Here is a 25691-nt window from a genome sequence, read left to right as displayed (position 1 = left end):
AGCCTGCGCCTCGTTCTCTCTGGTCTTCAGCGGATGGTATGCCGGATCAGAAGATCGCGAAGATCGCGAGCACGATCACGAAGCCGACGACCGATTCGATCGCCTGCTGCACGGTCCAGGTCTTCAGGGTGGTCTTGACGTCCATTCCCATCAGGCGGCCCACGAGCCAGAAGCCGGAGTCGTTCACGTGGCTGGCGAACACCGAGCCCGCCGCCGCGGCGAGCGTGATGGCGGCCGTGTCGATGACGCTGTAGCCGCCCGCGATGACCGCCGGCGAGAGCAGACCCGCGGTCGTGACGAGCGCGACAGTGGCCGAGCCCTGTGCCACGCGCAGCGCGACCGCGACCAGGTACGCCGCGAAGATGAGCGGCAGACCGAGGCCGTCCAGCGTCTCGGACAGCGCCGCGCCGATGCCGGAGGCACGCAGCACACCGCCGAACATGCCGCCGGCGCCGGTGATGAGAATGACCGACGCCACCGTGCCGAGCGTGTTCTCGACGAGCTTCTCGAGCGCCGATCCGTTCTCGCCGCGGAACTTGCCGAGCACGAGGAGCGCGACGAGCGCGGTGATGAGCAGCGCGACCGGCGAGGTGCCGATGAGCATCAGTGCCTGCACCCAGGTCTCGGTCTTGTCGACGACCTTGATCGAGGAGAGCGCGTTCAGACCGGTGTTGAGGAAGATCAGCACCAGCGGCAGCAGCAGGATCAGGATGACCGTGCTCGCCTTCGGCGGGTTCTTGGGCTGATCCTCATCGGCGGCGCCGAACAGCGCCGGGACGATCATCGGGTAGCGCGAGTTGACGAACTTGCCCCACAGGTAGCCCGACAGGTACCAGGCCGGGAAGGCGACGACGAGACCGAGCAGCATGACCACGCCGAGGTCGGCCTTGAAGAGCTCGGTCGCCGAGACCGGCCCGGGGTGCGGCGGCAGGAACACGTGCATCACCGAGAACGCCGCGGCGCCGCTGATGCCGAACAGCAGCAGGTTCTTGCCGCCGATGCGCCGGGCAACCGCGAAGATGATCGGCAGCATCACGACGAGACCCGCATCGAAGAAGATCGGGAAGCCCAGGATCAGCGAGGTGAGGCCGAGCGCGAACGCCGCGCGCTTCTCGCCGAAGATGCGGACCATCCCGTCGGCGAGCACCTTCGCGCCGCCGCTCGACTCGATGAGGCGGCCAAGGATCGCGCCGAGACCGATCAGCAGCGCGACGCTGCCGAGCGTGCCGCCGAAGTTGGCGACCAGCACGTCGTTCACCAGCACGCCCATCGGCAGGCCGGTGGCGAGCGCCGTGAGCAGCGAGACCACGATCAGCACGAGGAAGGCGTGCAGCCTCACCTTGATGACGAGGAACAGGATCAGGGCGACGGCGGCGGCAGCGATGCCGAGCAGCGGCCCCGCCCCGAGCGTCTGGGTCCAGTCTTCCATGGGGGTTTCTCCGTTGAAATCGAGATGGACGCGGGTTGTCATCCACGACATCCGCGAAAGGTAGTACTTATCGGGGAGATAAAGTATCACCATTCGGGCCCGAAGGAGAGTCGCATGGTTCAGGGGATGCACGGCGACGTGCTCGACGCCATCGGGCGCCGCGCCGCGGCAGGGGCGCTCGCACCCGGCGACGTCCTCACCCTCGCCCAGCTCGAAGCCGAGCACGGCGCCTCGCGCACCGTCGTGCGGGAGGCCGTGCGGGTGCTCGAGAGCCTGGGGATCCTCACCTCGCGGCGCCGCGTGGGCATCACCGTGCAGCCGCGAGAGCAGTGGGATGCGCTCGCGCCGGCGGTGATCCGCTGGAATCTCGCGGGCCCCGGCCGACGGCAGCAGCTCGAGGCGCTGATGGAGCTGCGTGTGGCCGTCGAGCCCACGGCCGCCCGTCTCGCCGCGACGCGCGCGACGCCTGCGCAGCGCGACGAGCTGCGCGCGCTGGCCGAGCGCCTGCGCGATCTGGGGCTCACGGGTCGTGCCGACTCCGACGAGTTCATGGAGGCCGACGTCGACTTCCACCGCGCGCTGCTGCGGGCATCCGGCAACCCTCAGCTCGCCGCCCTGGAGGGGCCCGTGAGCGAGGAGCTGCGCGGCCGCACCCGACTGGGGCTTCACCCGCGGGTGCCCGCCCCCGGAACCCTCGACGAGCACCTCTCGGTCGCGCTCGCGATCGCCGCGGGCGAGCCGGATGACGCCGAGCGCCTCTCGCGCGCGCACCTGCTGGGCGTGTGGAGCGAGATCGCCGAGGCCTCCCCCGCCTGACCCGCCGCGGGCGCGACGGCGTCAGCCCCTGCGCGTCACGACCTCGCGGCGAGGGCCGCCTGGTACAGGTCGCGCGAGGACAGTCCCGAGTGCGCCGCGACCTCTGCGGCCGCATCCTTCAGGCGCACGCCCGAGGCGACGAGCGCCTGCACCTGCGCGAGCGCGTCGTCAGCCGACACCTCGCGCGCGACGGCGCCCGCCACGACGATGACCAGCTCGCCGCGCACACCCTCCTCGGCCCACGCGGTGAGCTCCGCGAGGGTGCCGCGCGCGACCTCCTCGTACAGCTTCGTGAGCTCGCGCGCGACCGCGGCGCGGCGATCCGCGCCGAAGGCCCCCGCCATGTCGGCGAGGGTCTGCGCCACGCGGGTGGGCGCCTCGAAGAACACCATCGTGCGCGGCTCCGCGGCGAGCGCGGCGAACGCCCGGCGGCGGTCTCCGGGCTTGCGGGCGACGAAGCCCTCGAAGGTGAAGCGGTCGGTCGGCAGGCCCGAGACCGCGAGCGCCGTCAGCACGGCGCTCGGCCCGGGGATCGCCGTGACCTGCACACCCGCTTCGGCCGCCGCCGCGACCAGGCCGTATCCCGGATCGCTGACGGTCGGCATGCCGGCGTCGCTCAGCACCACGAGATCCTGATCCCGGGCGAGCTCGACGAGCTCGGCCGCCTTCTGGCGCTCGTTGTGGTCGTGCATCGCGATGAGACGCGGGCGGTTGTCGATGCCGAGCGCGGCGAGCAAGCGCTGGGTCGTGCGGGTGTCCTCGGCCGCGACGACCGTCGCCGACTCGAGCACCTCGATGAGCCGGCGGGACGCGTCTCCGAGATTGCCGATGGGCGTCGCCGCGAGGATGATCACGGCTTCAGCGTATCGAGAGGGCGGCTCGCGTCAGATCCAGCCGGGCACCCACATGTGCGCGTACCAGAGCGCGTACGGCTGCAGCAGGCCGGTGGCGAGCGGCAGGAAGAACAGCCCCACCACCACCGCGATCAGCAGGAAGACGCCCACAGATGTGCGCCACGCGCGGGTCGCGGTCGCCGCATGACGGGTGACGTACGCCCTCTCGGAGACCGTGGCGCCCTCGAGCACCAGCGGCTCACGCTCGCGCGCCAGCCAGCCGAGCGCCAGGGCGAGCAGGATGAGCAGGAAGGGCAGCATCGTCACCGTGTAGAACTGGAAGATCGTGCGCTCCGGGTAGAGCAGCCAGGGCCCCCAGGTCAGCGCGAGACCCAGGAGCGCGAGAGCGAACGGGAACGTCAGTCGCCCCGCCCGGCGCCGGATCAGCAGCACGATCGCGAGAATCACCGCGGCCCAGGCGCCGTACCAGGCGATCGGGTTCGCGTGGCTTCCGATCACGGCGATGCAGTCGCCTGCCCAGCCGCAGGTCGCCGTGCCCGCCTCGGGCCGGTTCAGCCACATCGCGGTGGGCCGCGTGAGGAACGGCCACTGCCACGCGGGGCTCGCATACGGGTGGCTCGTCCCCAGCCCGACGTGGAACTGGTACATCGAGCGGTGGTAGTTCCACAGCGCGAGGAGGGGGTTCGGATCCGATCCTCGGTCGTAGCCGCCGCTGGTCACCAGCCAGCCCGTCCAGGACACGAGATACACGACGAACACGATCGGCACGAGCTGCAGGAACGTCACCGGCGCCTGCTTCAGCAGTGCGGCGGCGTACCACTCGCGCGAGCCCGACCTGCGCCGCTGGAGCGCGTCCCAGACGACGAGGTAGACGCCGACCCCGGCGAGCACGTACAGGCCCGACCACTTGATTGCGCAGGCGGCACCGAGGGACGCGCCGGCGGCAAGGATCCACGGCCGGTTCCAGACGACGGCGCCCGCGGAGCGCTCGCTCTCGGCGATCAGCCGACCGGTGCGGTCGCGATCGATCAGCAGGAACCAGAAGGCCAGCACGATGAAGAACGTGAGGAAGCCGTCGAGCAGGCTCACCCTGCTGAGCGCGACGGCGAGCCCGTCGATCGCGAGCAGTCCTCCCGCGATCAGCGCGACCCCGATCGATCCGGACAGCCGGCGCGTGATCAGGTACACAAGCGGCACGAGAAGCGTGCCGAACAACGCGGCCGAGAATCGCCATCCGAACGCGTTCTCGGCGCCGAAGAGCGCGAGCCCCAACGCGATCAGCCACTTGCCGAGCGGCGGATGCACAACGTAGGCCGCGTCGGTCGCGAAGACCCCCGTGTTCCCGGCGGCGAACTGCGCGTTGGCGTTCTCGGGCCAGGTCGCCTCGTAGCCGAGGTGGAGCAGCGTCCAGGCGTCCTTGACGTAGTAGGTCTCGTCGAAGACCAGCTCCTGCGGGTGCCCGAGGCCGATGAAGCGCACCAGCGCCGCGACGAAGGTCAGCGCGAGGGGCGCGATCCACTCGGTGCGCGGCGAGCTCAAGACGCGACTCAGGGCGATCCTCACCGGGTCAGCTTATGGGCGCGTGCAGGTGCCGCTCATCCTGATCACGGCGAGGACTCGCCCTCGCGGAGCGCGCTGCGGAACCGCCGCTGGTACGCGGCCGGGGAGATCCGCAGTTCCCGCGTGAAGACGCGGCGCAGCGACTCGTAGCTCGGGAAGCCGGCCAGGTCGGCCGCTTCGGTCGCCGTGTGGCCCTGCGCCAGCAGCGCCCGGGCGATGTCGAATCGCACCGACTCGACATAGCGGGCCGGGGTCGTCGCGAGCTCCTCGTGAAACAGGCGGCTGAGGTGACGAGCGCTCACATTGAGTCGCGTCGACAGAGCCGACGCCGAGAAGTCGGCGGTCGGATCGGCCGTGATCATCTCGACCACACGCCGCAGCGCGGGGGTCCTCGGCGGATCGCCGGCGAGTGGCACGGAGAACTGCGACTGCCCTCCGGCGCGTTGGAGATAGACAACCAGCAGCCGCGCGACGTCGCGGGTCAGCTCGGCGCCATGATCGGCCTGGATCAGCGCGAGAGCCAGGTCGATGCCGGCTGTCACCCCGGCCGACGAATACGTGCTGCCGTCGCGGATCCAGATCGCGTCGGGCTCGACGGTCACCGCCGGGTGCCGCGACGCGAGTGTCGAGGCGACGCGCCAGTGCGTCGTGGCGCGCTTGCCGTCGAGCGCACCCGCGGCCGCGAGAACGAACGCCCCGGTGCAGATGGAGGCCACGCGGGACGCCCGCCCGGCGAGCGAGGCCGCGGCTGCTGACAGCGACGCGGGCACCTCGGTGCGCGGGTACACGTCGCCGCCGGCGATGAGCACCGTCTGCGCGTCCGTCACCTCGGACGCCGCCCGGCGCACGGAGAGCGCGATTCCGGACGAGGTGACGACGTCGGCGCCATCCGGCGAGACGAGCTCCACCTGGTAGGCGGCACCAAGCCGATTGGCCTCCGAGAACGCGTCGGCGGGGCCGGCGACGTCGAGCAGCTTCACGCCGTCGAACACCAGGATCGCCACTCGATGCGGGGCGCGGGCGATGTCCGGAATCATGTGATTCCCGGCCGCCGTCGGGCGGCGCCGGTCCGCGGCGGGGGTGGAGTGTGGAAGCAGGACGATCCGTCCCCCATCCACCGCCCAGAAAGCGAAGCACCCATGACTGAGATCATCGCAGGCGTCGCGATCCCGGACTCCGCGATTGCGAACGCCGCCGCGCGGAAGGTCTCCGAGGCCGTCAGCCCGCTGCTCTTCCACCATTCCCGCCGCACTTTTCTGTTCGCCGCGCTCCACGCGCGGCGGCTCGGCACCCCGGTCGACCACGAGCTGCTCTATATCGCATCGCTCTTCCACGACATCGGTCTCTCGCAGCCGGCCGGCGCGACGCCCCAGCGCTTCGAGCTCGACGGCGCTGACCATGCCCGTGCCTTCCTGCGCGAGCACGGCGCCTCCGACGCCGAGATCGAGACCGTCTGGATGGCGATCGCCCTCCACACCACCCCGGGCATCCCGGACCGGCTGGCTCCCGAGATCGCGCTCACTCACGCCGGGATCGTGACGGATGTCGTCGGCCTCGGTCTGCAGGATGTCCCGGCCGCGGCGCGAGCCGAGATCCTCGCCGCGCATCCGCGCGAGGAGTTCGAGACCGGATTCCTGCACGCGCTGCACGAGGGCATCCGCCACCGCCCGGAGACCGCGTACGGAACGATCAACGCCGACGTGCTGTCGCGTTTCTCACCGGATGTCCCACAGCCCGATCTGATCGAGCGCGTGCTGCACTCGGGGTGGACGCGATGACCGCCGCGACCGAGATGACGGCGCTGCGCGCGCACGCACGCGGCGGCGCCGAGCAGCTGGTGCTCGAGACGGCACCCGTGCCGGCGCTGCGCGGCCCCGACGAGGTGCTCGTGCGCGTCACCGCGGCGGCGGTGACCCTCGACGAGCTGACATGGCCCGAGACCTGGGAGTCGAACGGCCAGGATCGCACCCCGATCATCCCGTCGCACGAGTTCGCCGGCACCGTCGCGGCGATCGGCGACGACGTGCGCGGCCTGGCCGTGGGTGATCGCGTCTACGGGCTCGTGCCCTTCGACCGCGACGGGGCCGCAGCGGAGTACACGGTGGTGCCCGTGTCCTCGCTCGCCGTGCTGCCCGCGGGCGTCGCAGACGAGGTGGCGGCCGCGGCTGTGCTGCCGGGCCTGACGGCGTGGGAGGCACTGAGCGCGCACCTGGACGTCCCACCGGGCGGGCGACTGCTCGTGCGCGGAGGCAGCGGTGCGGTCGGGATGCTCATCATCCAGCTCGCCGCCCAGCGAGGCATCGAGGTCACGGCGACCGTGCGCAGGGAGCAGTCCGCCGCGCGCGCCTTCGATCTGGGGGCCGCGGCGGCACTCATCGGCGACGAGCCGGAGGCGCTCGCCTCGGCGGCTTTCGACGCCTCGATCGACACCGTGGGCGCCGGGACTCCCGAGTGGATGTACCGCGCGGTGCGCGAGGGCGGTCGGGTGATCACCCTGCAAGAGCCACCGTCGGCCGAGCTCGCTGACGCGTACCGCGTCGACGCCCGGTTCTTCATCGTGCATGCCGAAGCGCAGGCGCTCGCGGACCTCGCCGGGGTGCTCGCCGAGGGACGCTTGCACATCGCCATCGCGCGCCGGATGCCGCTGGCTGCGGGGCGCGCCGCGTATGACCGCGACGACCGGCCGGCGGCGCCGGGCAAGACCGTGCTGCTTCCGCGGGCGGACTGACCCCGGCACACCACAGCGCCCCGTCCGTGGCGGCCGGGGCGCTGTGGTGTGCGGGTCAGGTGCCCGTCAGTTCAGCTCGGTGGGGTGCGCGCCCACGCGTCCGGAGCCGTCGAGCGGGTCGAGCGCGTCGATCTCGGCGACCTCGGCATCGGTGAGCTCGAAGTCGAAGACGCTGATGTTCTCGACCATGCGCTCGGGACGCACCGACTTCGGGAAGACGATGAAGCCCTTCTGCAGGTGCCAGCGGATGACGACCTGTGCGGGGGTCTTGCCGTGGGCGGCGGCGGCCTCGGCGACCGGCTTCTCCTGGAAGAGGTCGTACTTGCCCTGGCCGAGCGGACCCCACGACTCGATGTGCATGCCGTTCTCGGCGGCCCACTCCGTGATCTCGCGCTGCTGGTAGGCGGGGTGCAGCTCGATCTGGTTCACCGCCGGCACCACACCCGTCTCCTCGACGAGGCGATCGAGGTGCTCGACCAGGTGGTTCGAGACGCCGATCGAGCGTGCGAGACCGGCGTCGCGGATCTCGATGAGCTTCTGCCACGCGTTGACGTACTGACCGTTCGCCGGGGCGGGCCAGTGCGTCAGGTAGAGGTCGACGTAGTCGAGACCCAGCTTCGAGAGGCTCTCGGTGATCGCTGCCTTGGGGGCCTCGCCGCCCTGGCGGTCGTTCCAGAGCTTGGTCGTGATGAAGAGCTCGTCGCGCGGGATGCCGCTCTTGCGGATCGCGGCGCCGACGCCCTCCTCGTTGCCGTAGATGGCGGCGGTGTCGATGTGCCGGTAGCCCGCCTCGAGCGCGGCCGTGACGGCCTGCTCGGCTTCGTCGGCCGGCACCTTGAAGACGCCGAAGCCGAGCTGGGGGATGTCGTGTCCGTCGTTGAGTGCGATTCGGGGAACGGTCATGTCCCCGAGCCTACGAGCGTGCGGGGACATCGAGGGCGGGCTTGACGAAGAACGTCGGACGCGTATCCGGATCTAGACTGAAGGGCTATGCCTGACGCGCCCACCCCCACCTGGCGGATCTCCTACCCGCCCGAGCTGCCCGTCAGCGGCGCGCGCGACGAGATCGCGGCCGCGATCCGCGACCACCAGGTGGTCATCGTGGCCGGCGCCACCGGCTCCGGCAAGACGACCCAGCTGCCCAAGATCGCGCTCGAGCTCGGGCGGGAGCGCATCGCGCATACGCAGCCGCGCCGCCTCGCCGCGCGCACGATCGCCGAGCGCATCGCGGAGGAGCTCGAGGTGCCGCTCGGCGACGTCGTGGGCTACAAGGTGCGCTTCACCGACAAGGTGTCCGACGCGACGCGCATCGCGCTGATGACCGACGGCATCCTGCTCAACGAGATCCACCGCGATCGCAAGCTGTCGCGCTACGACACGATCGTCGTCGACGAGGCGCACGAGCGGTCGCTCAACGTCGACTTCCTGCTGGGCTATCTGAAGCAGCTGCTCCCCCAGCGCCCCGACCTGAAGGTGATCATCACCTCGGCCACGATCGATCCGGAGTCCTTCGCGAAGCACTTCGCGGACGCCGACGGCACCCCGGCGCCGATCATCGAGGTGTCCGGCCGCACGTACCCCGTGGAGATCCGGTACCGGCCGCTGGTGGCCGATGTCGATCCCGACGCGGATGCGGACGTGGCGGCGTACGACGCCGAGGACGAGGTCGGATCCATCGTGCTCGCCCTGCGCGAGCTGGAGCGCGAGGCGCCCGGTGACGTGCTGGTGTTCCTGCCCGGGGAGGCGGAGATCCGCGATGCGGCCGATGCCGTCCGGGGCGCATACCGCGACCAGCGCGCCCCCACCGAGGTGCTGCCGCTGTACGGCCGCCTGAGCGCGGCCGAGCAGCACCGGGTCTTCGAGCGCTCGACCGTCGCGGGGCTCAAGCGCCGCGTCATCCTCGCGACGAACGTCGCCGAGACGTCGCTGACGGTGCCCGGCATCAAGTACGTGATCGACACGGGCACGGCCCGCATCTCGCGCTACAGCAACCGCGCCAAGGTGCAGCGACTGCCCATCGAGGCCATCTCGCAGGCGTCCGCACAGCAGCGCTCGGGTCGCGCAGGTCGCACCAGCGACGGCATCGCGATCCGTCTCTACGGCGAGGACGACTTCGCCCGGCGGCCCGAGTTCACCGAGCCGGAGATCCTGCGCACCTCCCTCGCCGCGGTGATCCTGCAGGCCCTGGCCCTCGACTTCGGCGACATCGAGCGCTTCCCGTTCCTCACGCCTCCCGACTCGCGGGGTGTGAAGGCCGCGCTGGATCTGCTCGTCGAGCTGGGCGCGGTGGCGCTGATCCGCGACGGCTCCCCCCGCCTCACGCGCACCGGCCGCGAGATCGCGCGCCTTCCCATCGACCCCCGCTTCGCCCGCATGCTCATCGAGGCGCACAAGACGGGCACGTCCGAGGAGGTGCTCGCGATCGTCTCGGGCATGTCGATCCAGGATGTGCGCGAGCGCCCGGAGGAGCAGCGGGAGCAGGCCGATCAGGCCCACGCGCGCTTCGCCGATCCGACCTCCGACTTCCTCACGCTGCTGAACCTCTGGAACCACCTGCAGGAGAAGCAGAAGGAGCTCGGATCGAGCGCGTTCCGTCGCCTGTGCCGTGCGGAGTTCCTGAACTACGTGCGGGTGCGCGAGTGGTTCGACGTGCACCGCCAGCTCCGGAGTCTGGCCGGCGTTCGCTCGTCGAGCGGCGGGGCGGGTGTGCGGGAGGCGGGCGCCAGAGCAGACGCGATCCACCGGGCGCTGCTCGCCGGGCTGCTCTCCCAGATCGGCATCCTCGACGAGCGCGAGAAGGCGAAGGATCCGCGCGCTGCACGCGGCGCCGAGTACCGCGGCGCCCGCGGCGTGCGCTTCTCCGTGTTCCCCGGATCGGTGCTGCGCAAGCGCCGCCCGAAGGCCGTGATGGCCGCCGAGCTCGTCGAGACCTCCCGCCTGTTCGCGCGGACCGCCGCGCAGATCGACCCGGCGTGGGCCGAGGAGCTCGCCGGCGATCTGGCCAAGCGCCAGGTCACAGAGCCCCACTGGTCGAAGGACCAGGGCGCGGCGATGGCGTACGAGAAGGTCACGCTGTACGGCGTCGAGATCATCCCGCGCCGCCGCATCCAGTTCGCTCGCGTCGATCGCCCGAGCGCGCGCGAGCTGTTCGTGCGCCACGCGCTGGTGGAGGGTGAGTGGGATCCGAGCCGCCTGCCGCAGAACCTCACCGCGTTCCTGCGTCAGAACCACGAGCTGCGCCGACGCCTCGAGAAGCTCGAGGAGCGCGAGCGCCGGCGCGACATCCTCGCCGGCGACGAGGCCGTGTTCGCGTTCTACGACGCGCGCATCCCGCCCGAGGTGTTCGATGTGCGCTCGTTCGAGAAGTGGTGGCGCGACGCTCTCTCCCGCACCCCCAAGCTGCTCACCATGCGCGAAGCCGACCTCGTGGAGGGGTCGGCGACATCCGATGCGCGCGACTTCCCGAGCCGCTGGACGCAGGGCGACCAGACGCTGAACCTCGCCTACCGCTTCGAGCCGGGAGCCGACGACGACGGCGTCACCGTGGTGGTGCCGCTCGCGCTGCTCGCCTCGGTCGAGCCGGCGGGCTTCGACTGGCAGGTGCCCGGGATGCGCGCCGAGCTCATCACGGCCCTGCTCCGCGCGCTGCCCAAGGCCATCCGGCGCCATGTCGTGCCCGCCGCCGACTGGGCCGAGAAGCTCGCGGCCGAGCTCGAGGGCGCGGGCCCCGAGGATCATGGCGGACGCCCGCCGCAGACGCTGCGAGCCGCTCTCGCCCAGCGCATCCAGCGCGTGGCCAACCAGCCCGTCACGGCCGATGCCTTCGAGCTCGAGCGTGTGCCCGGCCACCTCATGATGTCGTTCCGCGCGGTCGACGAGCGCGGTCGCGCGCTCGGCTCCGACCGCGACCTCAGAGCCCTACAGGATCGGCTCGCCGGCCGCGCCCGACAGTCGGTCGCGCGCTCGCTCGACCGCGAGGCACGCCGCGCCGCACCGGCCGTGGTCGCGGGCACCGCCCCCGTGTCACTCGAGCGCACCGGACTGGTGGACTGGGACGTCGACGAGCTGCCCGAGGTCGTCGACACGAAGGTCGCGGGCGGCGTCGTGCGCGGCTACCCGGCTCTCGTCGATGAGGGCTCCTCGGTCGCGCTCCGCGTGGAGGCCACCCCCGAGGCCGCTTTGCAACACACGCGCAAGGGTGTGCGCCGCCTGCTCCTGCTGACGGTGCCCTCCCCCGTGTCGTACGTGCAGGAGCACCTCACCTCCAACGAGAAGCTCGCGCTCGCCGCGTCGCCGTATCCGTCGGCCAAGGCGCTCATCGAGGACTGCCGCGCCGCCGTGGCGGACGCCGCGATCGAGCGCGCGAGGACACTCCCCCGCTCGCGCGCGGCCTTCGACGCCCTCAAGGCCGAGGTGACCCGCGGATCCGTCGACGACGTGTTCGCGACCGTCTCGCTCGCGGCGCGCATCCTCACCGCGGCGCGCGAGGTCGAGCGCGGCATTAAGAGCGCGAACTCCATGGCCCTCCTCGGGCCGCTCGCGGACATCCGCTCGCAGCTCGCGGGACTCATCCGGCCCGGCTTCGTCTCGGACACGGGGCTTGCCCGCCTGCAGCATCTGCCGCGCTACCTCGAGGGCGCGCGCCTGCGCGTCGAGGCGCTGCCCGACAACCCGGGCCGCGACCGCGCGTGGATGACCGAGCTCGAGAAGGCCACCGCCGCGTTCACCGAGGCCGGCGGAGCCGTTCCGCTGCCCGAGGGCGCGCCCGAGCGCCTCGTGAGCGCCCGCTGGCTCCTCGAGGAGCTGCGCGTGGGCCTGTTCGCGCAGCGCCTCGGCACGGCCGAGCCGGTCTCCGTGCAGCGCATCCAGAAGGCGCTGCGCGGCTGACGCCCGTCGTGGGCCGCCACCTGCCCGCAGAGTGCGGTGCCGGTCAGCGACTCGTCGTTCGCCGGGGGGCCTCCGTCGCGCGCGCCACGCGCACCAGGAAGACATCGACCGGATCCTGACGCTCCGACACAAAGCCGTGTCGGTCGTAGAGGCCGCGAGCGGGACTGCCCTGCAGCACGTTGATGCGGATCGGGTCGCCGGCCGGAACCTCGGCGAGTATCGTCGCGAAAACGGCCGATCCGATTCCCCTCCCTTGCAGATCGCTCCGCAGGTAGAAGTGCTCGATCCACCAGCCGTCGTCTGCGGAGCGGAGCGCGATGGATCCCGCATCCCGGCCGTCCACCACGATCACGCGAGTGTCCTTCGGCTCGAATGCGCCGAGGAACCGTTCACGTACCCGCCCAGCGTCGAAGACGCCGAGTCGCTCCAGGTCGGCCCGCATCACCGCGGCCCGCAGCTCGGCGATCCACGCGGCGTCCGCGGCTGTGCTCCGTCGCAGGCTCCAGGTCATTCCTCGATCCAACCCCATCGAGTCCCACCCCCACCGGACGACGCGTCGGGGCGCATGCACGTCGCGAGCGCACATCCCGCAGGATGTGCGCTCGCGCTGTGGATGGGTGGCCGCGAAGAAGGATGTGCGCCCGTCGTGGGCCCGCGGCGTCAGACCGATTCGAGGATGGCGGTGGCTCCGAGCCCGCCGGCCGCGCAGATCGAGATGAGCGCACGCACGGGGCCACCAGTCTCGGCGGCGCGCTGCGCGACGAGCTTGGCGGCGGTGGCCAGGATGCGCCCGCCGGTGGCGGCGAACGGGTGGCCGGCCGCGAGCGAGGAGCCGTTGACGTTCAGACGCGATCGGTCGATGGATCCGAGCGGTGCCTCGCGACCGAGTTCGGTGCGGCACCATTCGGCGTCCTCCCACGCGGCCAGGGTGGTGAGCACCGTGGAGGCGAAGGCCTCGTGGATCTCGAAGAAGTGGATGTCGTCGAACGTCAGCCCGTTGCGATCGAGAAGGCGGGGCACGGCGTGGGCCGGCGCCATCAGCAGACCCTCGTGTCCGCCGACGAAGTCGACCGCGGCGGTCTCGGCGTCCACCACACGGGCCAGCACCGGCAGGTCACGCTCGGCGGCCCACTCCCGCGACGCCAGCAGCACGGCCGAGGCGCCGTCGGTGAGGGGCGTCGAGTTGCCCGCGGTCATGGTCGGCCGCGCCTCGAGCAGCCGCCGCCCGAACACGGGCGACAGCGCCGCGAGCTTGTCCATCGAGGTGTCGGCGCGCAGATTGTCGTCTCGGGTCAGCCCCCGGAACGGCGTGACGAGGTCGTCGAAGAACCCGCTCTCCCAGGCGGCGGCGAGACCCTGGTGGCTGCGGAGGGCGATCTCGTCCTGGGCCTCGCGTGTGATGCGCCACTTCGCGGTGGTGATCGCCTGGTGCTCGCCCATCGACAGGCCCGTGCGCGGCTCGTCGGTCGAGGGCGACAGCGGCTTGAGGTCGGCGGGACGCAGGGCGGCGAGCGCCTTCAGCCGCTCCCCCAGGGTCTTCGCGTGCGACACCTTCAGGAGCACCCGGCGCAGCCCCTCGCTGACGGCGATCGGCGCATCCGAGATCGAGTCGGCGCCTCCTGCGACGCCCGACTCGATCTGGCCGAGGCGGATCTTGTTCGACACCGCGATCGCGGCCTCGAGACCCGTCGCGCACGCCTGCTGCAGGTCGTACGCCGGCGTCTGCGGCGACAGCGAGGATCCCAGCACGCTCTCGCGGATCAGGTTGAAGTCGCGCGAGTGCTTCAGCACGGCACCGCCCGCGACCTCGCCGAGCCGTTCGCCCTCGAGGCCGAACCGCGCGACGAGTCCTTCGAGGGCGGCCGTGAACATCTCCTGGTTGGAGGCGTCCGCATACCGCCTGCCGGCGCGAGCGAACGGAATCCTGTTTCCGCCCACCACGTAGGCATCGCGCGGGGCGGCGGGCGTCGTCATCGAGGCGTCGGTCATGCCCGGAGCGTCTCACGCCGGCGCGCGGATGCCCAGGGGGTTGTAGGTCATGGTCAATGCGCGGAGGCGGATTGAAGGGGCGCACCCCCGCTCAGGTATCTTGAAGTCGAGAGAATTCGCGCCGACCACAGGAGCTTCTTCCGCATGTCGAAGATCATCTACACGCACACCGACGAGGCGCCGCTGCTGGCGACGTACTCGTTCCTGCCGATCGTCGCGAGCTACGCGGCCAAGGCGGGCATCGAGCTGGAGACCCGCGACATCTCGCTCGCCGGACGCATCCTGGCCCAGTTCCCCGAGCGCCTCACCGAGGAGCAGCGCATCGGCGACGCCCTCGCCGAGCTCGGCGAGCTGGCCCACGACCCGGCCGCTAACATCATCAAGCTGCCGAACATCTCGGCCTCCGTGCCCCAGCTCGAGGCGGCCATCGCCGAGCTGCAGGCCCAGGGCTTCGACGTGCCCGACCTGCCCGCGAACCCGGAGACCGACGAGGAGAAGGACTTCGCCGCGCGCTACGACAAGGTCAAGGGCTCGGCCGTCAACCCCGTCCTGCGCCAGGGCAACTCCGACCGCCGCGCTCCCGCGTCGGTCAAGGCCTACGCCCAGAAGCACCCCCACTCGATGGGCGCCTGGTCGGCTGACTCGAAGACGAACGTCGCCACGATGGGCGAGAACGACTTCTTCTCGAACGAGCAGTCGGTCGTCATCCCCGCCGCCGACACCCTCCGGATCGAGCACGTCTCGCAGGACGGATCCGTCACGGTCCTCAAGAGCGACCTGAAGGTGCTCGAGGGCGAGGTCGTCGACGCCACGTTCATGTCGGCGAAGGCGCTCGACGCGTTCCTCGCCGAGCAGGTCGCGCGGGCGAAGGCCGAGGGCGTGCTCTTCTCGGTGCACCTCAAGGCCACCATGATGAAGGTCTCCGACCCGATCCTTTTCGGTCACGTCGTGAAGGCGTTCTTCAAGCCGGTCTTCGAGAAGTACGGCGCCGACCTCGCCGCCGCCGGGCTGTCGGCCAACGACGGCCTCGGCGCGATCTACGCCGGCCTTGCCGACCTGCCCAACGGCGCCGAGATCAAGGCCGCCTTCGAGGCCGCGCAGGCCGAGGGCCCCGCCCTGGCGATGGTCAACTCGGACAAGGGCATCACCAACCTGCACGTGCCCAGCGACGTCATCGTCGACGCCTCGATGCCCGCCATGATCCGCATCGGCGGCCACATGTGGGGTCCCGACGGCAAGGAGGCGGACACCCTCGCGGTCATCCCCGACTCGTCGTACGCGGGCGTCTACCAGGCCGCGATCGACGACTGCAAGGCCAACGGCGCGCTGAACCCGGCGACCATGGGCACGGTCCCCAACGTGGGCCTGATGGCGCAGGCGGCCGAGGAGTACGGCTCGCACAACAAGACGTTCGAGATCGCCGAGGCGGGCACCGTCCGCGTCGTGAACGGCGCGGGCGAGACCCTGCTGCAGCACGAGGTCGAGGCCGGCGACATCTGGCGCGCCTGCCAGACCAAGGACGCCCCGATCCGCGACTGGGTGAAGCTCGCCGTCACGCGCGCCCGCCTGTCGAACACCCCGGCGGTGTTCTGGCTCGACGTGAACCGCGCGCACGACAACAACCTCATCGCCAAGCTCGAGCAGTACCTGCCCGAGCACGACACCGAGGGCCTCGAGATCCACATCATGGCCCCGGCCGAGGCGACGGCGTTCTCGCTCGCCCGCATCCGCCAGGGCCTCGACACCATCTCGGTGACGGGCAACGTGCTGCGTGACTACAACACCGACCTGTTCCCGATCCTCGAGGTCGGAACGTCGGCGAAGATGCTGTCGATCGTCCCGCTGATGGCGGGCGGCGGCCTGTTCGAGACGGGCGCGGGCGGCTCGGCCCCCAAGCACGTGCAGCAGCTGGTCGAGGAGGACTACCTCCGCTGGGACTCGCTGGGCGAGTTCTTCGCGCTGGCGGCCTCGTTCGAGCACCTCGCGCAGACCACCGACAACGCCAAGGCGCAGGTGCTGGCCGACACGCTCGACCGCGCCACCGGCACGTTCCTCGACGAGGACCGCTCGCCGGGCCGCAAGCTCGGCTCGATCGACAACCGCGGCTCGCACTTCTACCTCGCCTTCTACTGGGCGCAGGAGCTCGCGAAGCAGACGGAGGACGCCGACCTCGCCGCGGCCTTCGGCCCGCTCGCCGAGAAGCTCGCGGCCGACGAGAAGACGATCGTCGAGGAGCTCATCGCGGTGCAGGGCAAGCCCGCCGACATCGGCGGCTACTACCGCCCGGATGCCGAGAAGACCGCGGCCGTGATGCGTCCGTCCGCCACGTTCAACGCGGCCATCGACGCCCTGTAAGGCGCTCGCCCGCGCGGCGGCCCCGGTCCTCACTGGAGGACCGGGGCCGCTGTCCTTCGACCGCGAAGCTCTGTGACGGATCCGGTTCGAAACGGTAGTTAGGGGATGCTAAGTTAGGCATGCCTCACCGCCACAGCATCGGGTGAGGACGTCCCCGCACACGCTTTCGAAGGGATCTCCCTTGCGCATCACCCGCATCCTCGGCGCGACCGTCGCTACCGCCGCCCTGACCGTCTCACTCGCCGCCTGCGCGAGCTCGTCCGAGGCGCCCGCCGCCGAGTCGACGACCGCCGCCGGCGGGAAGGGCACCTTCCCGGTCGAGGTCAAGCACACTCTCGGCACCACCGTGATCGAGAAGGCGCCGGAGCGCGTCGCCACGATCGGCTGGGGCAACATGGACGTGGCTCTCGCGCTCGGCGTCGCGCCCGTGGGCGTCGACGACCAGACCTGGTCGATGGACGGATCGGACGGCCTCGGCGTCTACGAGTGGACCGCCGACGCGTACGAGAAGCTGGGCGCCGAGCAGCCGGTGGTCTTCTCGACCGCAGACGGCATCGACTTCGAGGCCATCGCCGACACGCAGCCCGATGTCATCCTCGCGGCCTACTCGGGCCCGACCGAGGAGGAGTACGCCACGCTCAGCGAGATCGCCCCGACGGTGGCCTACCCGGGCGTCGCCTGGTACACGCCGTGGCGCGACAGCATCCTGACCAACGCCAAGGGCCTCGGCCTGGCCGCCGAGGGCGAGGACCTCGTGGCCGATCTGGAGCAGCAGATCGCCGACGCGACGGCCGACGCCGACTTCGCAGGCAAGTCCGCCGCCTTCCTCTACCTGAACCCGGCCGACCTGTCGACCACGTCGGTCTACGCCACGGGCGACTCGCGCGCCGCGTTCCTGTCCGACCTCGGCTTCGAAGTGCCCGAGGCCGCCAAGGAGGCCGACGACGCCGGGACCTTCTACCTCGACATCGCGGCGGAGAACGTCGACAAGCTCGCCGACGTCGATGTGATCGTGGCCTACGGCGACGAGACGCTTCTTCCGGCGCTTCAGGCCGACCCCCTGTGGAGCACGCTTCCCGCCGTCCAGAACGGCGCGGTCGTGCCGGTCGGAGCCGGCGACGACCTCAGCGGCGCCGTCTCCCCGACGGCCCTGTCGATCCCGTGGATGCTCGACGAGTACGTCGGTCTCCTCGACGACGCGGCCTCGAAGGTCAAGTGACCTCTCTCGCCGAGACGCGACGGCGTGCGGTCGGCCCTGCGCCGGCCGCACGCCGTCGCGGCGCGTTCCTTCTGGCGACGATCGCGGTCGTGGCCCTCTCCGTCGTGCTCTCCCTCGCCCTCGGATCGCGCTGGGTCACGCTCCAGGAAGTCCTCGACGGGCTCAGCGCCTGGTTCGAGGGGCGAACCGCACAGCAGATCGGCGCGATCGCGGTGCAGGAGCGCATCCCCCGCACGGTGCTCGCCCTCATCGCCGGCGCCGCGCTCGGGCTCTCCGGTGCCGTCATGCAGGCGGTGACGCGCAACCCCATCGCCGATCCGGGCATCCTGGGTGTCAACACCGGCGCCGCGCTCTTCGTGGTCTGCGGCATCGCGTTCCTCGGCATCAACGCGACGTGGCAGTACCTGGTGCTCGCCCTCGTCGGCGGCACCCTGGCGGCGGTCTTCGTGTACGTCGTCGGGTCGCTCGGCCCGGGCGGATCCACCCCCATCAAGCTCGCGCTCGCGGGCGCGGCCACCACCGCCGCGCTCTCCTCGCTCGTGAGCGCCGTCCTGCTGCCGCGCATCGCGGCCATGGACGCGTTCCGGTTCTGGCAGGTCGGCGGCGTCGCCGGCGCCGACTGGAGCTCACTCGGTCTCATCACGCCCCTCCTCGTCGTCGCCGCGGCCGTCGCCTTCCTCTGCGCGCCCACGCTGAACGCCCTCGCTCTCGGCGACGAGGTCGCCACCGGTCTGGGCGTCAACGTCACCGCGGGTCGCCTCATCGCCTCGGCTGCGGGTGTCATCCTGTGCGCCGCCGTGACGGCGATCGCCGGACCCATCGCCTTCGTGGGCCTGATGATCCCCCACGTCGCGCGCCTCATCTTCGGTCCGGATCAGCGGTGGCTGCTGCCCATCTGCGCACTCGGCGGGGCCGCGCTGCTCACCGTGTCCGACACGATCGGGCGCCTCATCGGCTCCCCCGGCGAGGTCGAGGCGGGAATCGTGACGGCGTTCGTCGGCGCACCGATCCTCGTCATCATCGCCCGCCGCACCCGGATGAGGGCCCTCTGATGGCGCTCTCCCTCAGCGACACCGCGCTCGGCGCCGCCACGGCGGCTCCGACCGACGCCACCGCGCTCGTTCACCTGGGCCGCCGCCGCCGCACGCGTCGCCGCGGCATCGCCCTCGGCTCCCTCGTCGCCGTGCTGCTTGTGCTCATGGGCGCGTGCGTCATGCTCGGGAACACGATCTATCCCGTCGACGACGTGATCCGTGTGATCCTCGGCGAGAAGGTCGCCGGCGCCTCCTTCACCGTCGGCTCGCTCCGCATCCCCCGGATGATCACGGGAGTGCTCGCGGGCATCGCCTTCGGCGTCGCCGGCACCACCTTCCAGACGATGCTGCGCAACCCGCTCGCGAGCCCCGACGTCATCGGCATCACCTCCGGCGCGAGCGCCGCCGCTGTCCTCAGCCTCGTGATCCTGCACTGGAGCGTCGGAGCCACCACGGCGTTCGCGCTGATCGCGGGCATCGTCACCGCCGCCCTCATCTACATCGCCGCACGCGGCGGGGAGTCGACCGGCGGCCGGCTCATCCTGATCGGCATCGGCATCGGCGCGATGCTCGACGCGGTCGTGGCCTATCTGATCCAGCGCGCGAGCGATGCGGACATCTCCACGGCGATGCGCTGGCTCACCGGCAGCCTCAACGGCTCGAAGTGGGACAACCTGCCCCCGCTCGCGCTCGCCGCGGCGGTGCTGCTGCCGCTGATCCTGCTGCTGTCGCGCGAGCTGCGCGCCCTGGAGCTCGGCGACGCCTCCGCGCGCGCGCTCGGCGTCCGGGTCGACCGCACGCGCCTGCTGCTCATCGTCGCCGCGGTCGCCCTGGCCTGCTTCGCGACCGCCACCACCGGACCGATCGCGTTCGTCGCGTTCCTCGCGGGCCCCATCGCCGCTCGCATCGTGGGCCCCGGCACAACGCTCACGATCCCGGCCGCGCTGATGGGCGCCATCCTGGTGCTCGCGGCCGACCTGATCGGCCAGTTCGCCTTCGACATCTCCTTCCCCGTCGGGGTGATCACCGGCGTGCTCGGCGCGCCGTATCTGCTCTACCTGCTCATCCGCACCAACCGCTCCGGAGGCTCGTCGTGACCGAAGGCATCTCCCTGCAGGCGACCGGCCTCGTCTCCGGTTACAGCGCGACGCCGATCGTGAAGGGCGTCGACCTGACGATCCCGAGCGGCCGGATCAGCGTCATCGTCGGCGCGAACGCCTGCGGCAAGTCCACCCTGCTGAAGACGCTCGCGCGGCTCCTCACCCCCCAGTCGGGTGCCGTGCTGCTGGACGGCCAGAGCATCGGCTCGCTTCCCACGAAGGAGCTCGCGCGCTCCCTCGGCCTGCTCCCGCAGTCGCCGATCGCGCCCGAGGGCATCGTGGTGTCGGATCTCGTCGGACGAGGCCGTCATCCCCACCAGAAGCTGTTCCGCTCGTGGTCGCCCCAGGACGACGCCGCCGTGGCCGACGCCCTCGAGGTGACGGGCATCACCGACCTCGCCGACCGCTCGGTGGACGAGCTCTCGGGGGGTCAGCGCCAGCGGGTGTGGATCGCGATGGCGCTGGCGCAGGAGACCGGCGTGCTGCTGCTCGATGAGCCCACCACGTTCCTCGACGTCGCGCACCAGATCGAGGTGCTCGACCTGCTCACCGACCTCAACCGGTCGAAGGGCACAACGATCGTGATGGTGCTGCACGACATGAATCTCGCCGCGCGCTACGCCGATCACATCTTCGCGATGCGCGCGGGCGAGCTCATCGCATCCGGCGCCCCCGCGGACGTCATGACGAGCGAGCTCATCTCCGAGGTGTTCGCCCTCGATGCCACCGTCATCCCGGATCCGGTGTCGGGTGCGCCGATGGTGCTGCCGCGCGGGCGCCACCACGTGCTGCCCGCACACGCCGTCTGACCCGGCGCTAGCCTGGCCGCATGGCGAAGGCGATCCAGTACAGCGAGCTCGGCGGACCCGAAGTGCTCGCCCTGAACGAGGTGCCCGTTCCCGTCCCGGCTCCCGGCGAAGTCGCCGTGCGCGTCGAGGCGGCGGGCGTGAACCCCATCGACGCCAAGCAGCGCTCCGGCCTGCGCCCGACGCCTCCGATCACCGAGCCGCGGGGCACAGGAATCGACGGCGCGGGCCACGTGACGGCCGTGGGCTCGGATGTCGACGGCTTCCGGATCGGCGATCCCGTGGTCTTCACGGGCATCGTCGGCTCGTACGCGACCGACGTCGTCGTGCCGGCGCACAAGGTCTTCGTGCGACCCGCCGGGGTCTCCGCCGCCGTCGGCGCGGCCCTGGGCGTGCCCTTCGGCACGGCCTATCAGACCGTTCGCTCGCTGGGCATCCGGGGCGGCGACACCCTGCTCATCCACGGCGCCTCGGGATCGGTGGGCCAGGCCGCGATCCAGTTCGCGGCGCTCGCCGGAGCCCGCGTGCTGGGCACCACGAGCGATCGGCGGGCGGATCGGGTGATCGCGCTCGGTGGGGAGCCGCTCGCGTACGGCGACGGGCTCGTCGAGCGCGTGCGTCAGGCGGCCCCCGACGGCGTGACCGCCATCCTCGACTGCGCGGGCACCGATGAGGCGATCGAGGCGTCGCTCGAACTGCTCGAGGACCGCTCGCGGATCGCGACCATCGTGCGCGGACCCGACGCGGCGTCCTTCGGCATCCGCGCCTTCAGCGGCGGATCGCCCACGCCGCTGTCCGCTCAGCAGCAGGCGTGGCGCCTCGAGGCCATCCCCGTCGCGCTCGCCCTGATCGCCACCGGCCGGTTCCACGTCGAGCTCGGCGAGCGCTACCCGCTCGAGCGCGCGGGCGACGCGCAGCAGGCCGCGTCCGAGGGCGCGGACGGGAAGCTGCTCGTCCTCCCTTAGCCCGCGGCGTCCGGGCACCGCTGCCCCCGCGCACAGCGGGGGCATGTCGGCGCACGGTCCTAGGATCGATCCCGTGAGCAACGGGGGAACGCCGCTCGACGCGCCGGTGGTGCGCCGCATCCGCGTGCTCACGGTGCTCGCCTGGATGGCGGGGGCGCTCGTCGCCGTGTTCACCGCGTGGGGCGCGCTCGATGACCTCGGCGTGCTCGAGGGCACCCCGATCGAGCTGTTCCGGCCCGATGACCCGGATGCCTACCCGTGGGAGCGGGCCGAGCCCCGCGAGCTTGCGATCGCCGACGACGGCGCGATCGAGGTGCCCGCGGGCGGCGGGGTGATCCACGTGCCCACCGACCGCGAGGGCCGCATCCAGCAGCTCGTCGCGGGCGAGGGATTCGACGGCTGGATCGACGTGTCGCTCACTCCGCCCGGCGAGAGCCCCGAGAACGACGAGTACTTCTGGCCCGACTCCATCGGGTACATGTCGTCGGCCGGAGATCAGGTCTTCCTCCTTCCGCGCGCGGATGCGGCCGAGCTCGAGGTGTGGATCGAGGCCGACGAGGATGCCGTCCTGCGGCTCGACCCGATCGACGCCCGCCGCCTCACCGCGGCCTCGTCGGGCGAGGGCGACGCCCTGCTGCTGTACGAGGGCGACCACCTCAGCGCGCGCGTTGTGCACCGCGGCGACGGCATCTTCTTCGTGGACACCTTCACCCCCGCGGGCGACGGCCCGTCCGTCACCGAGAGCGGATCGATCGATCAGCGCTTCTCGTGGGACGAAGGACCGATCCTCATCCGGATCGAGACGGATGGCGCGTGGACCATCGAGATCGACGGGGAGACGGCCGGCTGATCCGGCCCGCCCAGAACAGGACGCAGGAGAGCACATGGACTTCGCGACGACGCTCGATCAGGCCTTCAAGGCGCGACTGCCGCTGATCTACCTCGAGTCCAGCGAGGAGGTGCGCGCCGTGCAGGCGCTCACCTCCGCAGCGGATCGGCAGAAGACGAAGCGGCCGGTGTGGACGTGGAGCACCGCGACCGGTCTCGTGCATCCCACCGAGGGCGCGGTCGAGGGCACCACGAGCCCGGTCCGGGCGCTCGACCACGCGGCGCATCAACTCGACGCCGGGGTCTTCGTGTTCCATGACCTCCACCTGCACTTCGGCGGCGAGGGCCGCCCCGGCGATCCGGCCATCATCCGCAAGACGCGTGAGACCGCGGTCGACTTCCGCCATGGTGAGGCGGCGCGCATGCTCGTGCTCACCTCGCCGGTGCGGGTGATCCCTCCCGAGCTCGACACGTTGACGACCCTGATCGAGTTCCCGCTGCCGTCCGCGGAAGAGCTGCGCGTGCTGCTCGACGACATGATCGCCACCAACCGCAAGGTCGAGGTCGAGGCCACCCCCGACGATCGCGAGCGGCTGGTTCATGCGGCGCTGGGGCTCACGATGCACGAGGCGGAGAACGCCTACGCCCGCGCGATGGTCGATGACGGCCGGCTCACGACCCTCGACGTCGAGGTCGTGCACGACGAGAAGCGCCAGGCGGTGCGCAAGTCGGGCCTTCTCGACTTCCTGGAGCCCGGGCTCGACCTCGACGGCGTCGGCGGCCTCGGCAACCTCAAGCGCTGGCTCGGCCGTCGCCAGGGCTCGTGGCTCGCCAGGGCGCGCGAGTTCGGCCTGCCCTCGCCGAAGGGCGTGCTCATCACGGGCGTGCCCGGCTGCGGCAAGTCGCTCACGGCGAAGGCGACCGCCGCGTCGTGGGGACTGCCGCTGCTGCGCCTCGACGTGGGCCGCATCTTCTCCGGCCTCGTGGGGTCGAGCGAGCAGAACCTGCGCACGGCGATCGCGACCGCCGAGGCGGTCTCGCCGTGCATCCTCTGGGTCGACGAGATCGAGAAGGGCTTCTCGGGGGTGTCGGGCTCCACCGACTCCGGCACGTCGGCCCGCGTATTCGGATACTTCCTCACGTGGCTGCAGGAGAAGACGAAGCCCGTGTTCGTCGTGGCGACCGCGAACAACATCGACCAGCTCCCGCCCGAGTTCCTGCGCAAGGGCCGCTTCGACGAGATCTTCTTCGTCGACCTTCCCTCCCTGTCGGAGCGACGGGTGATCTGGGGCATCCAGCTCGCGTCCCGCGCCCGCCGCGGGAACGGGCTCGACGAGGTCGCAGCCGACCCGGCGGCGATCGAGCGACTCGCCGCCGCGAGCGAGAACTACTCGGGCGCCGAGATCGAGCAGGCCGTGATCGCGGCGCTGTACGAGGCGTTCGCGGCGAGTCGCCCCGCCACGGCCGACGACCTGGTGCACGCGGTCGAGAACATGATCCCGCTGGCGGTGACCCAATCGGAGGATGTGCAGGCCATCCGCGACTGGGCGGCCGTGCGCGCGGTGCGCGCGACCGCCGCGGAGGATCTGTCCGCCGCGGAGCGGCCCGAGGTGGCCGCTCCCCTGCTCGCCCCCGTCGGCGCCGGCCGCGGGGGCCGCACCGTGGACTTCTAGAACCGGATCGGAGCGGAGATGACCAAGCAGATCATCGTGCGGGTGCGCAAGGACGGCACGATCGACGCGGAGACGGTGGGCATGCACGGAGCCGAGTGCCTCGACTACTTCGCAACTCTCGAGGACCTGCTCGACGCCGAGACCTCGTCGTCGGCATACACCGCCGACTACGACGCGGTCTCCGCCGAGGAGCAGTGGGCCGATGTCGACCACGACCACTCCCACGCGGAGGGCTCATGACCTCTGTCGCCGCCCCCACGCTGCGCGATGCGGCTCCCGTGCCGCGCGACGGCGCGTATGCGCGCTGGTCGCGGTTCGTGCCGGCGACCGAGGCCGAAGGGCCGGGGCTCCGCGCGGCGCTCTGGCTGCAGGGCTGCGACGTGCGCTGCCCAGGATGCTTCAATCCGCAGCTGTGGGCCCACCGCGGCGCGCGGCTCGAGGCCGCAGAGCACCTCGCGACGCGCTTCGTGCGCGAGGCGCGGGAGGCCGGCTCGACAGGCCTCACGCTTCTCGGCGGCGAGCCGTTCGACCAGGCCGGGGCGGCGGCGACGATCGCGGAGGCCTTCCGGGCGGAGGGGCTCACGGTCATGACCTTCACGGGCTACACCCACGCCCAGCTGCGTGCCTGGGAGCCGGCGCGTCCCGACATCGCACGCCTGCTCGCGGCGACCGATCTGCTCGCCGACGGACCATACCTGCGCGACCATCCGGATCCGGATCGTCCGTGGATCGGCTCCCGCAACCAGGGGCTCACCGCACTCACACCCGCTCACCGGGATGACATCCTGCGCATCGAGAAGGGCGCGGGAGCGCGCGACCGGCTCGAGATCCGGGTGGGGCCCGACGGGCGCGTCGAGGTCAACGGCTGGGCGGACGACGCGTCGCTCGAGTCGCTGCTGCACGATCTGGGCGCCCGCGATGACGCCCCCGCCCACCTCGCGAACCGAACGGAGCCCACACTGTGAGCGTCACGATCTCGCTGATCCCCCTCGCCCTCGCTGCGGCGGGCCTGCTGACCGCCGGCACCGCGGCCCACGCCGGCGACGCCCTCGCCTCCCGCACCACCCGCGGCGAGCGCGCGGTCGGACTGCGCACGCGACTCAAGGACCGCGGTCTGCTCGAGCATGCGCTGGCCGACATCGGCGCGACGGACATCACCGTGGGCGAGGAGGTCGCGGCGGCCTTCGGCGACATCCGCATCGAGATGGCGCAGGATGACGACGGCATCTGGCAGGCGCATGTCACGGGCGAGCACTCGGATGGCGAGCTGACCGAGCGCGGCACCGAGCTGCTCGCCGAGCTCGACGCCGCGTACGCGCTGCGGGTGCAGCAGGCGGTCGCGCAGCGCATCCGCGAGCGCGCGGACGCGGCCGGCTTCGAGCTCGCGTCGGAGCAGCGCGAGGGCGACACCGTCACGATGACCCTGACCGTGAAGGACCGGCTCTGAC

General features: G+C 71.5%; 22 protein-coding genes. 15 read left to right on the top strand and 7 right to left on the bottom strand.

Annotated elements, in window-relative coordinates; all coding sequences use genetic code 11:
- Positions 1-46: 46 nt before the first annotated feature.
- Positions 47-1429, bottom strand: a complete 1383-nt coding sequence (locus tag J5V96_RS01270) for a GntP family permease (RefSeq protein ID WP_208499772.1) — start codon at positions 1427-1429, stop codon at positions 47-49.
- A 114-nt stretch (positions 1430-1543) separates the two neighbouring features.
- Here J5V96_RS01270 and J5V96_RS01265 point away from each other — a divergent pair, with 114 nt between their 5' ends.
- Complete coding sequence (locus J5V96_RS01265; protein WP_208499771.1) at positions 1544-2245, top strand: FadR/GntR family transcriptional regulator; 702 nt, start codon at positions 1544-1546, stop codon at positions 2243-2245.
- Positions 2246-2280: 35 nt separating this feature from the next.
- Here the strand turns inward: J5V96_RS01265 and rsmI are convergent, their stop codons facing one another.
- The 3 genes from rsmI to J5V96_RS01250 are packed head-to-tail and all read right to left on the bottom strand — an operon-like array spanning position 2281 to position 5696.
- Complete coding sequence (rsmI, locus tag J5V96_RS01260; RefSeq protein WP_208499769.1) at positions 2281-3099, bottom strand: 16S rRNA (cytidine(1402)-2'-O)-methyltransferase; 819 nt, start codon at positions 3097-3099, stop codon at positions 2281-2283.
- A gap of 30 nt (positions 3100-3129) precedes the next feature.
- On the bottom strand, positions 3130-4662 hold the full coding sequence (locus J5V96_RS01255; protein WP_208499766.1) for a dolichyl-phosphate-mannose--protein mannosyltransferase: 1533 nt from the start codon (positions 4660-4662) through the stop codon (positions 3130-3132).
- Between the two features lie 41 nt (positions 4663-4703).
- A complete protein-coding gene (locus tag J5V96_RS01250; protein WP_208499758.1) occupies positions 4704-5696 on the bottom strand; it encodes a GlxA family transcriptional regulator in 993 nt (330 codons plus the stop codon).
- 102 nt (positions 5697-5798) lie between these two features.
- Between J5V96_RS01250 and J5V96_RS01245 the strand changes: the two genes are divergently transcribed.
- Both J5V96_RS01245 and J5V96_RS01240 read left to right on the top strand, forming a co-directional pair.
- On the top strand, positions 5799-6437 hold the full coding sequence (locus tag J5V96_RS01245) for an HD domain-containing protein (RefSeq protein WP_208499748.1): 639 nt from the start codon (positions 5799-5801) through the stop codon (positions 6435-6437).
- Positions 6434-7387, top strand: a complete 954-nt coding sequence (locus J5V96_RS01240; protein WP_208499745.1) for an NADP-dependent oxidoreductase — start codon at positions 6434-6436, stop codon at positions 7385-7387. The genes J5V96_RS01245 and J5V96_RS01240 overlap by 4 nt, the downstream gene beginning before the upstream one ends.
- 66 nt (positions 7388-7453) lie before the next feature.
- On the opposite strand, the gene J5V96_RS01235 is transcribed toward J5V96_RS01240, so the two are convergent.
- Positions 7454-8290 carry an aldo/keto reductase gene (locus J5V96_RS01235; protein ID WP_208499744.1) on the bottom strand — a complete coding sequence of 279 codons (837 nt, stop codon included), beginning with the start codon at positions 8288-8290 and terminating at the stop codon, positions 7454-7456.
- 87 nt (positions 8291-8377) lie between these two features.
- Here J5V96_RS01235 and hrpA point away from each other — a divergent pair, with 87 nt between their 5' ends.
- The gene (hrpA, locus tag J5V96_RS01230) at positions 8378-12274 is read left to right on the top strand and encodes an ATP-dependent RNA helicase HrpA (RefSeq protein WP_208499735.1); all 3897 of its coding nucleotides are present in this window, start codon (positions 8378-8380) and stop codon (positions 12272-12274) included.
- A 43-nt stretch (positions 12275-12317) separates the two neighbouring features.
- Here the strand turns inward: hrpA and J5V96_RS01225 are convergent, their stop codons facing one another.
- Complete coding sequence (locus tag J5V96_RS01225; RefSeq protein ID WP_208499721.1) at positions 12318-12785, bottom strand: GNAT family N-acetyltransferase; 468 nt, start codon at positions 12783-12785, stop codon at positions 12318-12320.
- Between the two features lie 149 nt (positions 12786-12934).
- Positions 12935-14263, bottom strand: coding sequence for an acetyl-CoA C-acetyltransferase (locus J5V96_RS01220; protein WP_208499719.1), 1329 nt, complete (start codon positions 14261-14263; stop codon positions 12935-12937).
- A gap of 144 nt (positions 14264-14407) precedes the next feature.
- On the opposite strand from J5V96_RS01220, the gene J5V96_RS01215 reads away from it, so the two are divergent.
- The 11 genes from J5V96_RS01215 (at position 14408) to J5V96_RS01165 (ending at position 25690) form a co-directional block, all read left to right on the top strand.
- Positions 14408-16618, top strand: coding sequence for an NADP-dependent isocitrate dehydrogenase (locus J5V96_RS01215; RefSeq protein WP_208499717.1), 2211 nt, complete (start codon positions 14408-14410; stop codon positions 16616-16618).
- Positions 16619-16799: 181 nt separating this feature from the next.
- Positions 16800-17837 carry an iron-siderophore ABC transporter substrate-binding protein gene (locus J5V96_RS01210; protein ID WP_208499715.1) on the top strand — a complete coding sequence of 346 codons (1038 nt, stop codon included), beginning with the start codon at positions 16800-16802 and terminating at the stop codon, positions 17835-17837.
- Positions 17834-18889, top strand: coding sequence for a FecCD family ABC transporter permease (locus tag J5V96_RS01205; RefSeq protein WP_208499713.1), 1056 nt, complete (start codon positions 17834-17836; stop codon positions 18887-18889). Before J5V96_RS01210 ends, J5V96_RS01205 begins: the two co-directional genes overlap by 4 nt.
- Positions 18889-19968, top strand: a complete 1080-nt coding sequence (locus J5V96_RS01200) for a FecCD family ABC transporter permease (RefSeq protein WP_208499711.1) — start codon at positions 18889-18891, stop codon at positions 19966-19968. The genes J5V96_RS01205 and J5V96_RS01200 overlap by 1 nt, the downstream gene beginning before the upstream one ends.
- Positions 19965-20780: an ABC transporter ATP-binding protein gene (locus J5V96_RS01195; RefSeq protein WP_208499709.1), complete on the top strand. Its 816-nt coding sequence runs from the start codon at positions 19965-19967 to the stop codon at positions 20778-20780. Before J5V96_RS01200 ends, J5V96_RS01195 begins: the two co-directional genes overlap by 4 nt.
- A gap of 20 nt (positions 20781-20800) precedes the next feature.
- A complete protein-coding gene (locus J5V96_RS01190; RefSeq protein WP_208499696.1) occupies positions 20801-21742 on the top strand; it encodes a quinone oxidoreductase family protein in 942 nt (313 codons plus the stop codon).
- 73 nt (positions 21743-21815) lie between these two features.
- Complete coding sequence (locus tag J5V96_RS01185) at positions 21816-22592, top strand: hypothetical protein (RefSeq protein ID WP_208499693.1); 777 nt, start codon at positions 21816-21818, stop codon at positions 22590-22592.
- Between the two features lie 34 nt (positions 22593-22626).
- Positions 22627-24243 carry a Ycf46 family AAA ATPase gene (locus tag J5V96_RS01180; RefSeq protein ID WP_208499690.1) on the top strand — a complete coding sequence of 539 codons (1617 nt, stop codon included), beginning with the start codon at positions 22627-22629 and terminating at the stop codon, positions 24241-24243.
- Between the two features lie 18 nt (positions 24244-24261).
- Positions 24262-24483 (top strand): DUF2997 domain-containing protein, encoded by a 222-nt coding sequence (locus J5V96_RS01175; RefSeq protein WP_208499687.1) that lies wholly within the window; start codon positions 24262-24264, stop codon positions 24481-24483.
- The gene (locus J5V96_RS01170) at positions 24480-25208 is read left to right on the top strand and encodes a 4Fe-4S single cluster domain-containing protein (protein ID WP_208499684.1); all 729 of its coding nucleotides are present in this window, start codon (positions 24480-24482) and stop codon (positions 25206-25208) included. Before J5V96_RS01175 ends, J5V96_RS01170 begins: the two co-directional genes overlap by 4 nt.
- The gene (locus tag J5V96_RS01165; RefSeq protein WP_208499681.1) at positions 25205-25690 is read left to right on the top strand and encodes a hypothetical protein; all 486 of its coding nucleotides are present in this window, start codon (positions 25205-25207) and stop codon (positions 25688-25690) included. Before J5V96_RS01170 ends, J5V96_RS01165 begins: the two co-directional genes overlap by 4 nt.
- The last annotated feature ends 1 nt before the right edge of the window (position 25691 follow it).

The organism is Microbacterium stercoris (genome assembly GCF_017592545.1).
Classification (GTDB): domain Bacteria; phylum Actinomycetota; class Actinomycetes; order Actinomycetales; family Microbacteriaceae; genus Microbacterium; species Microbacterium stercoris.
The sequence above is the reverse complement of the archived record's forward strand: the minus strand, read 5'-3'. Positions and strand labels throughout refer to the sequence as shown.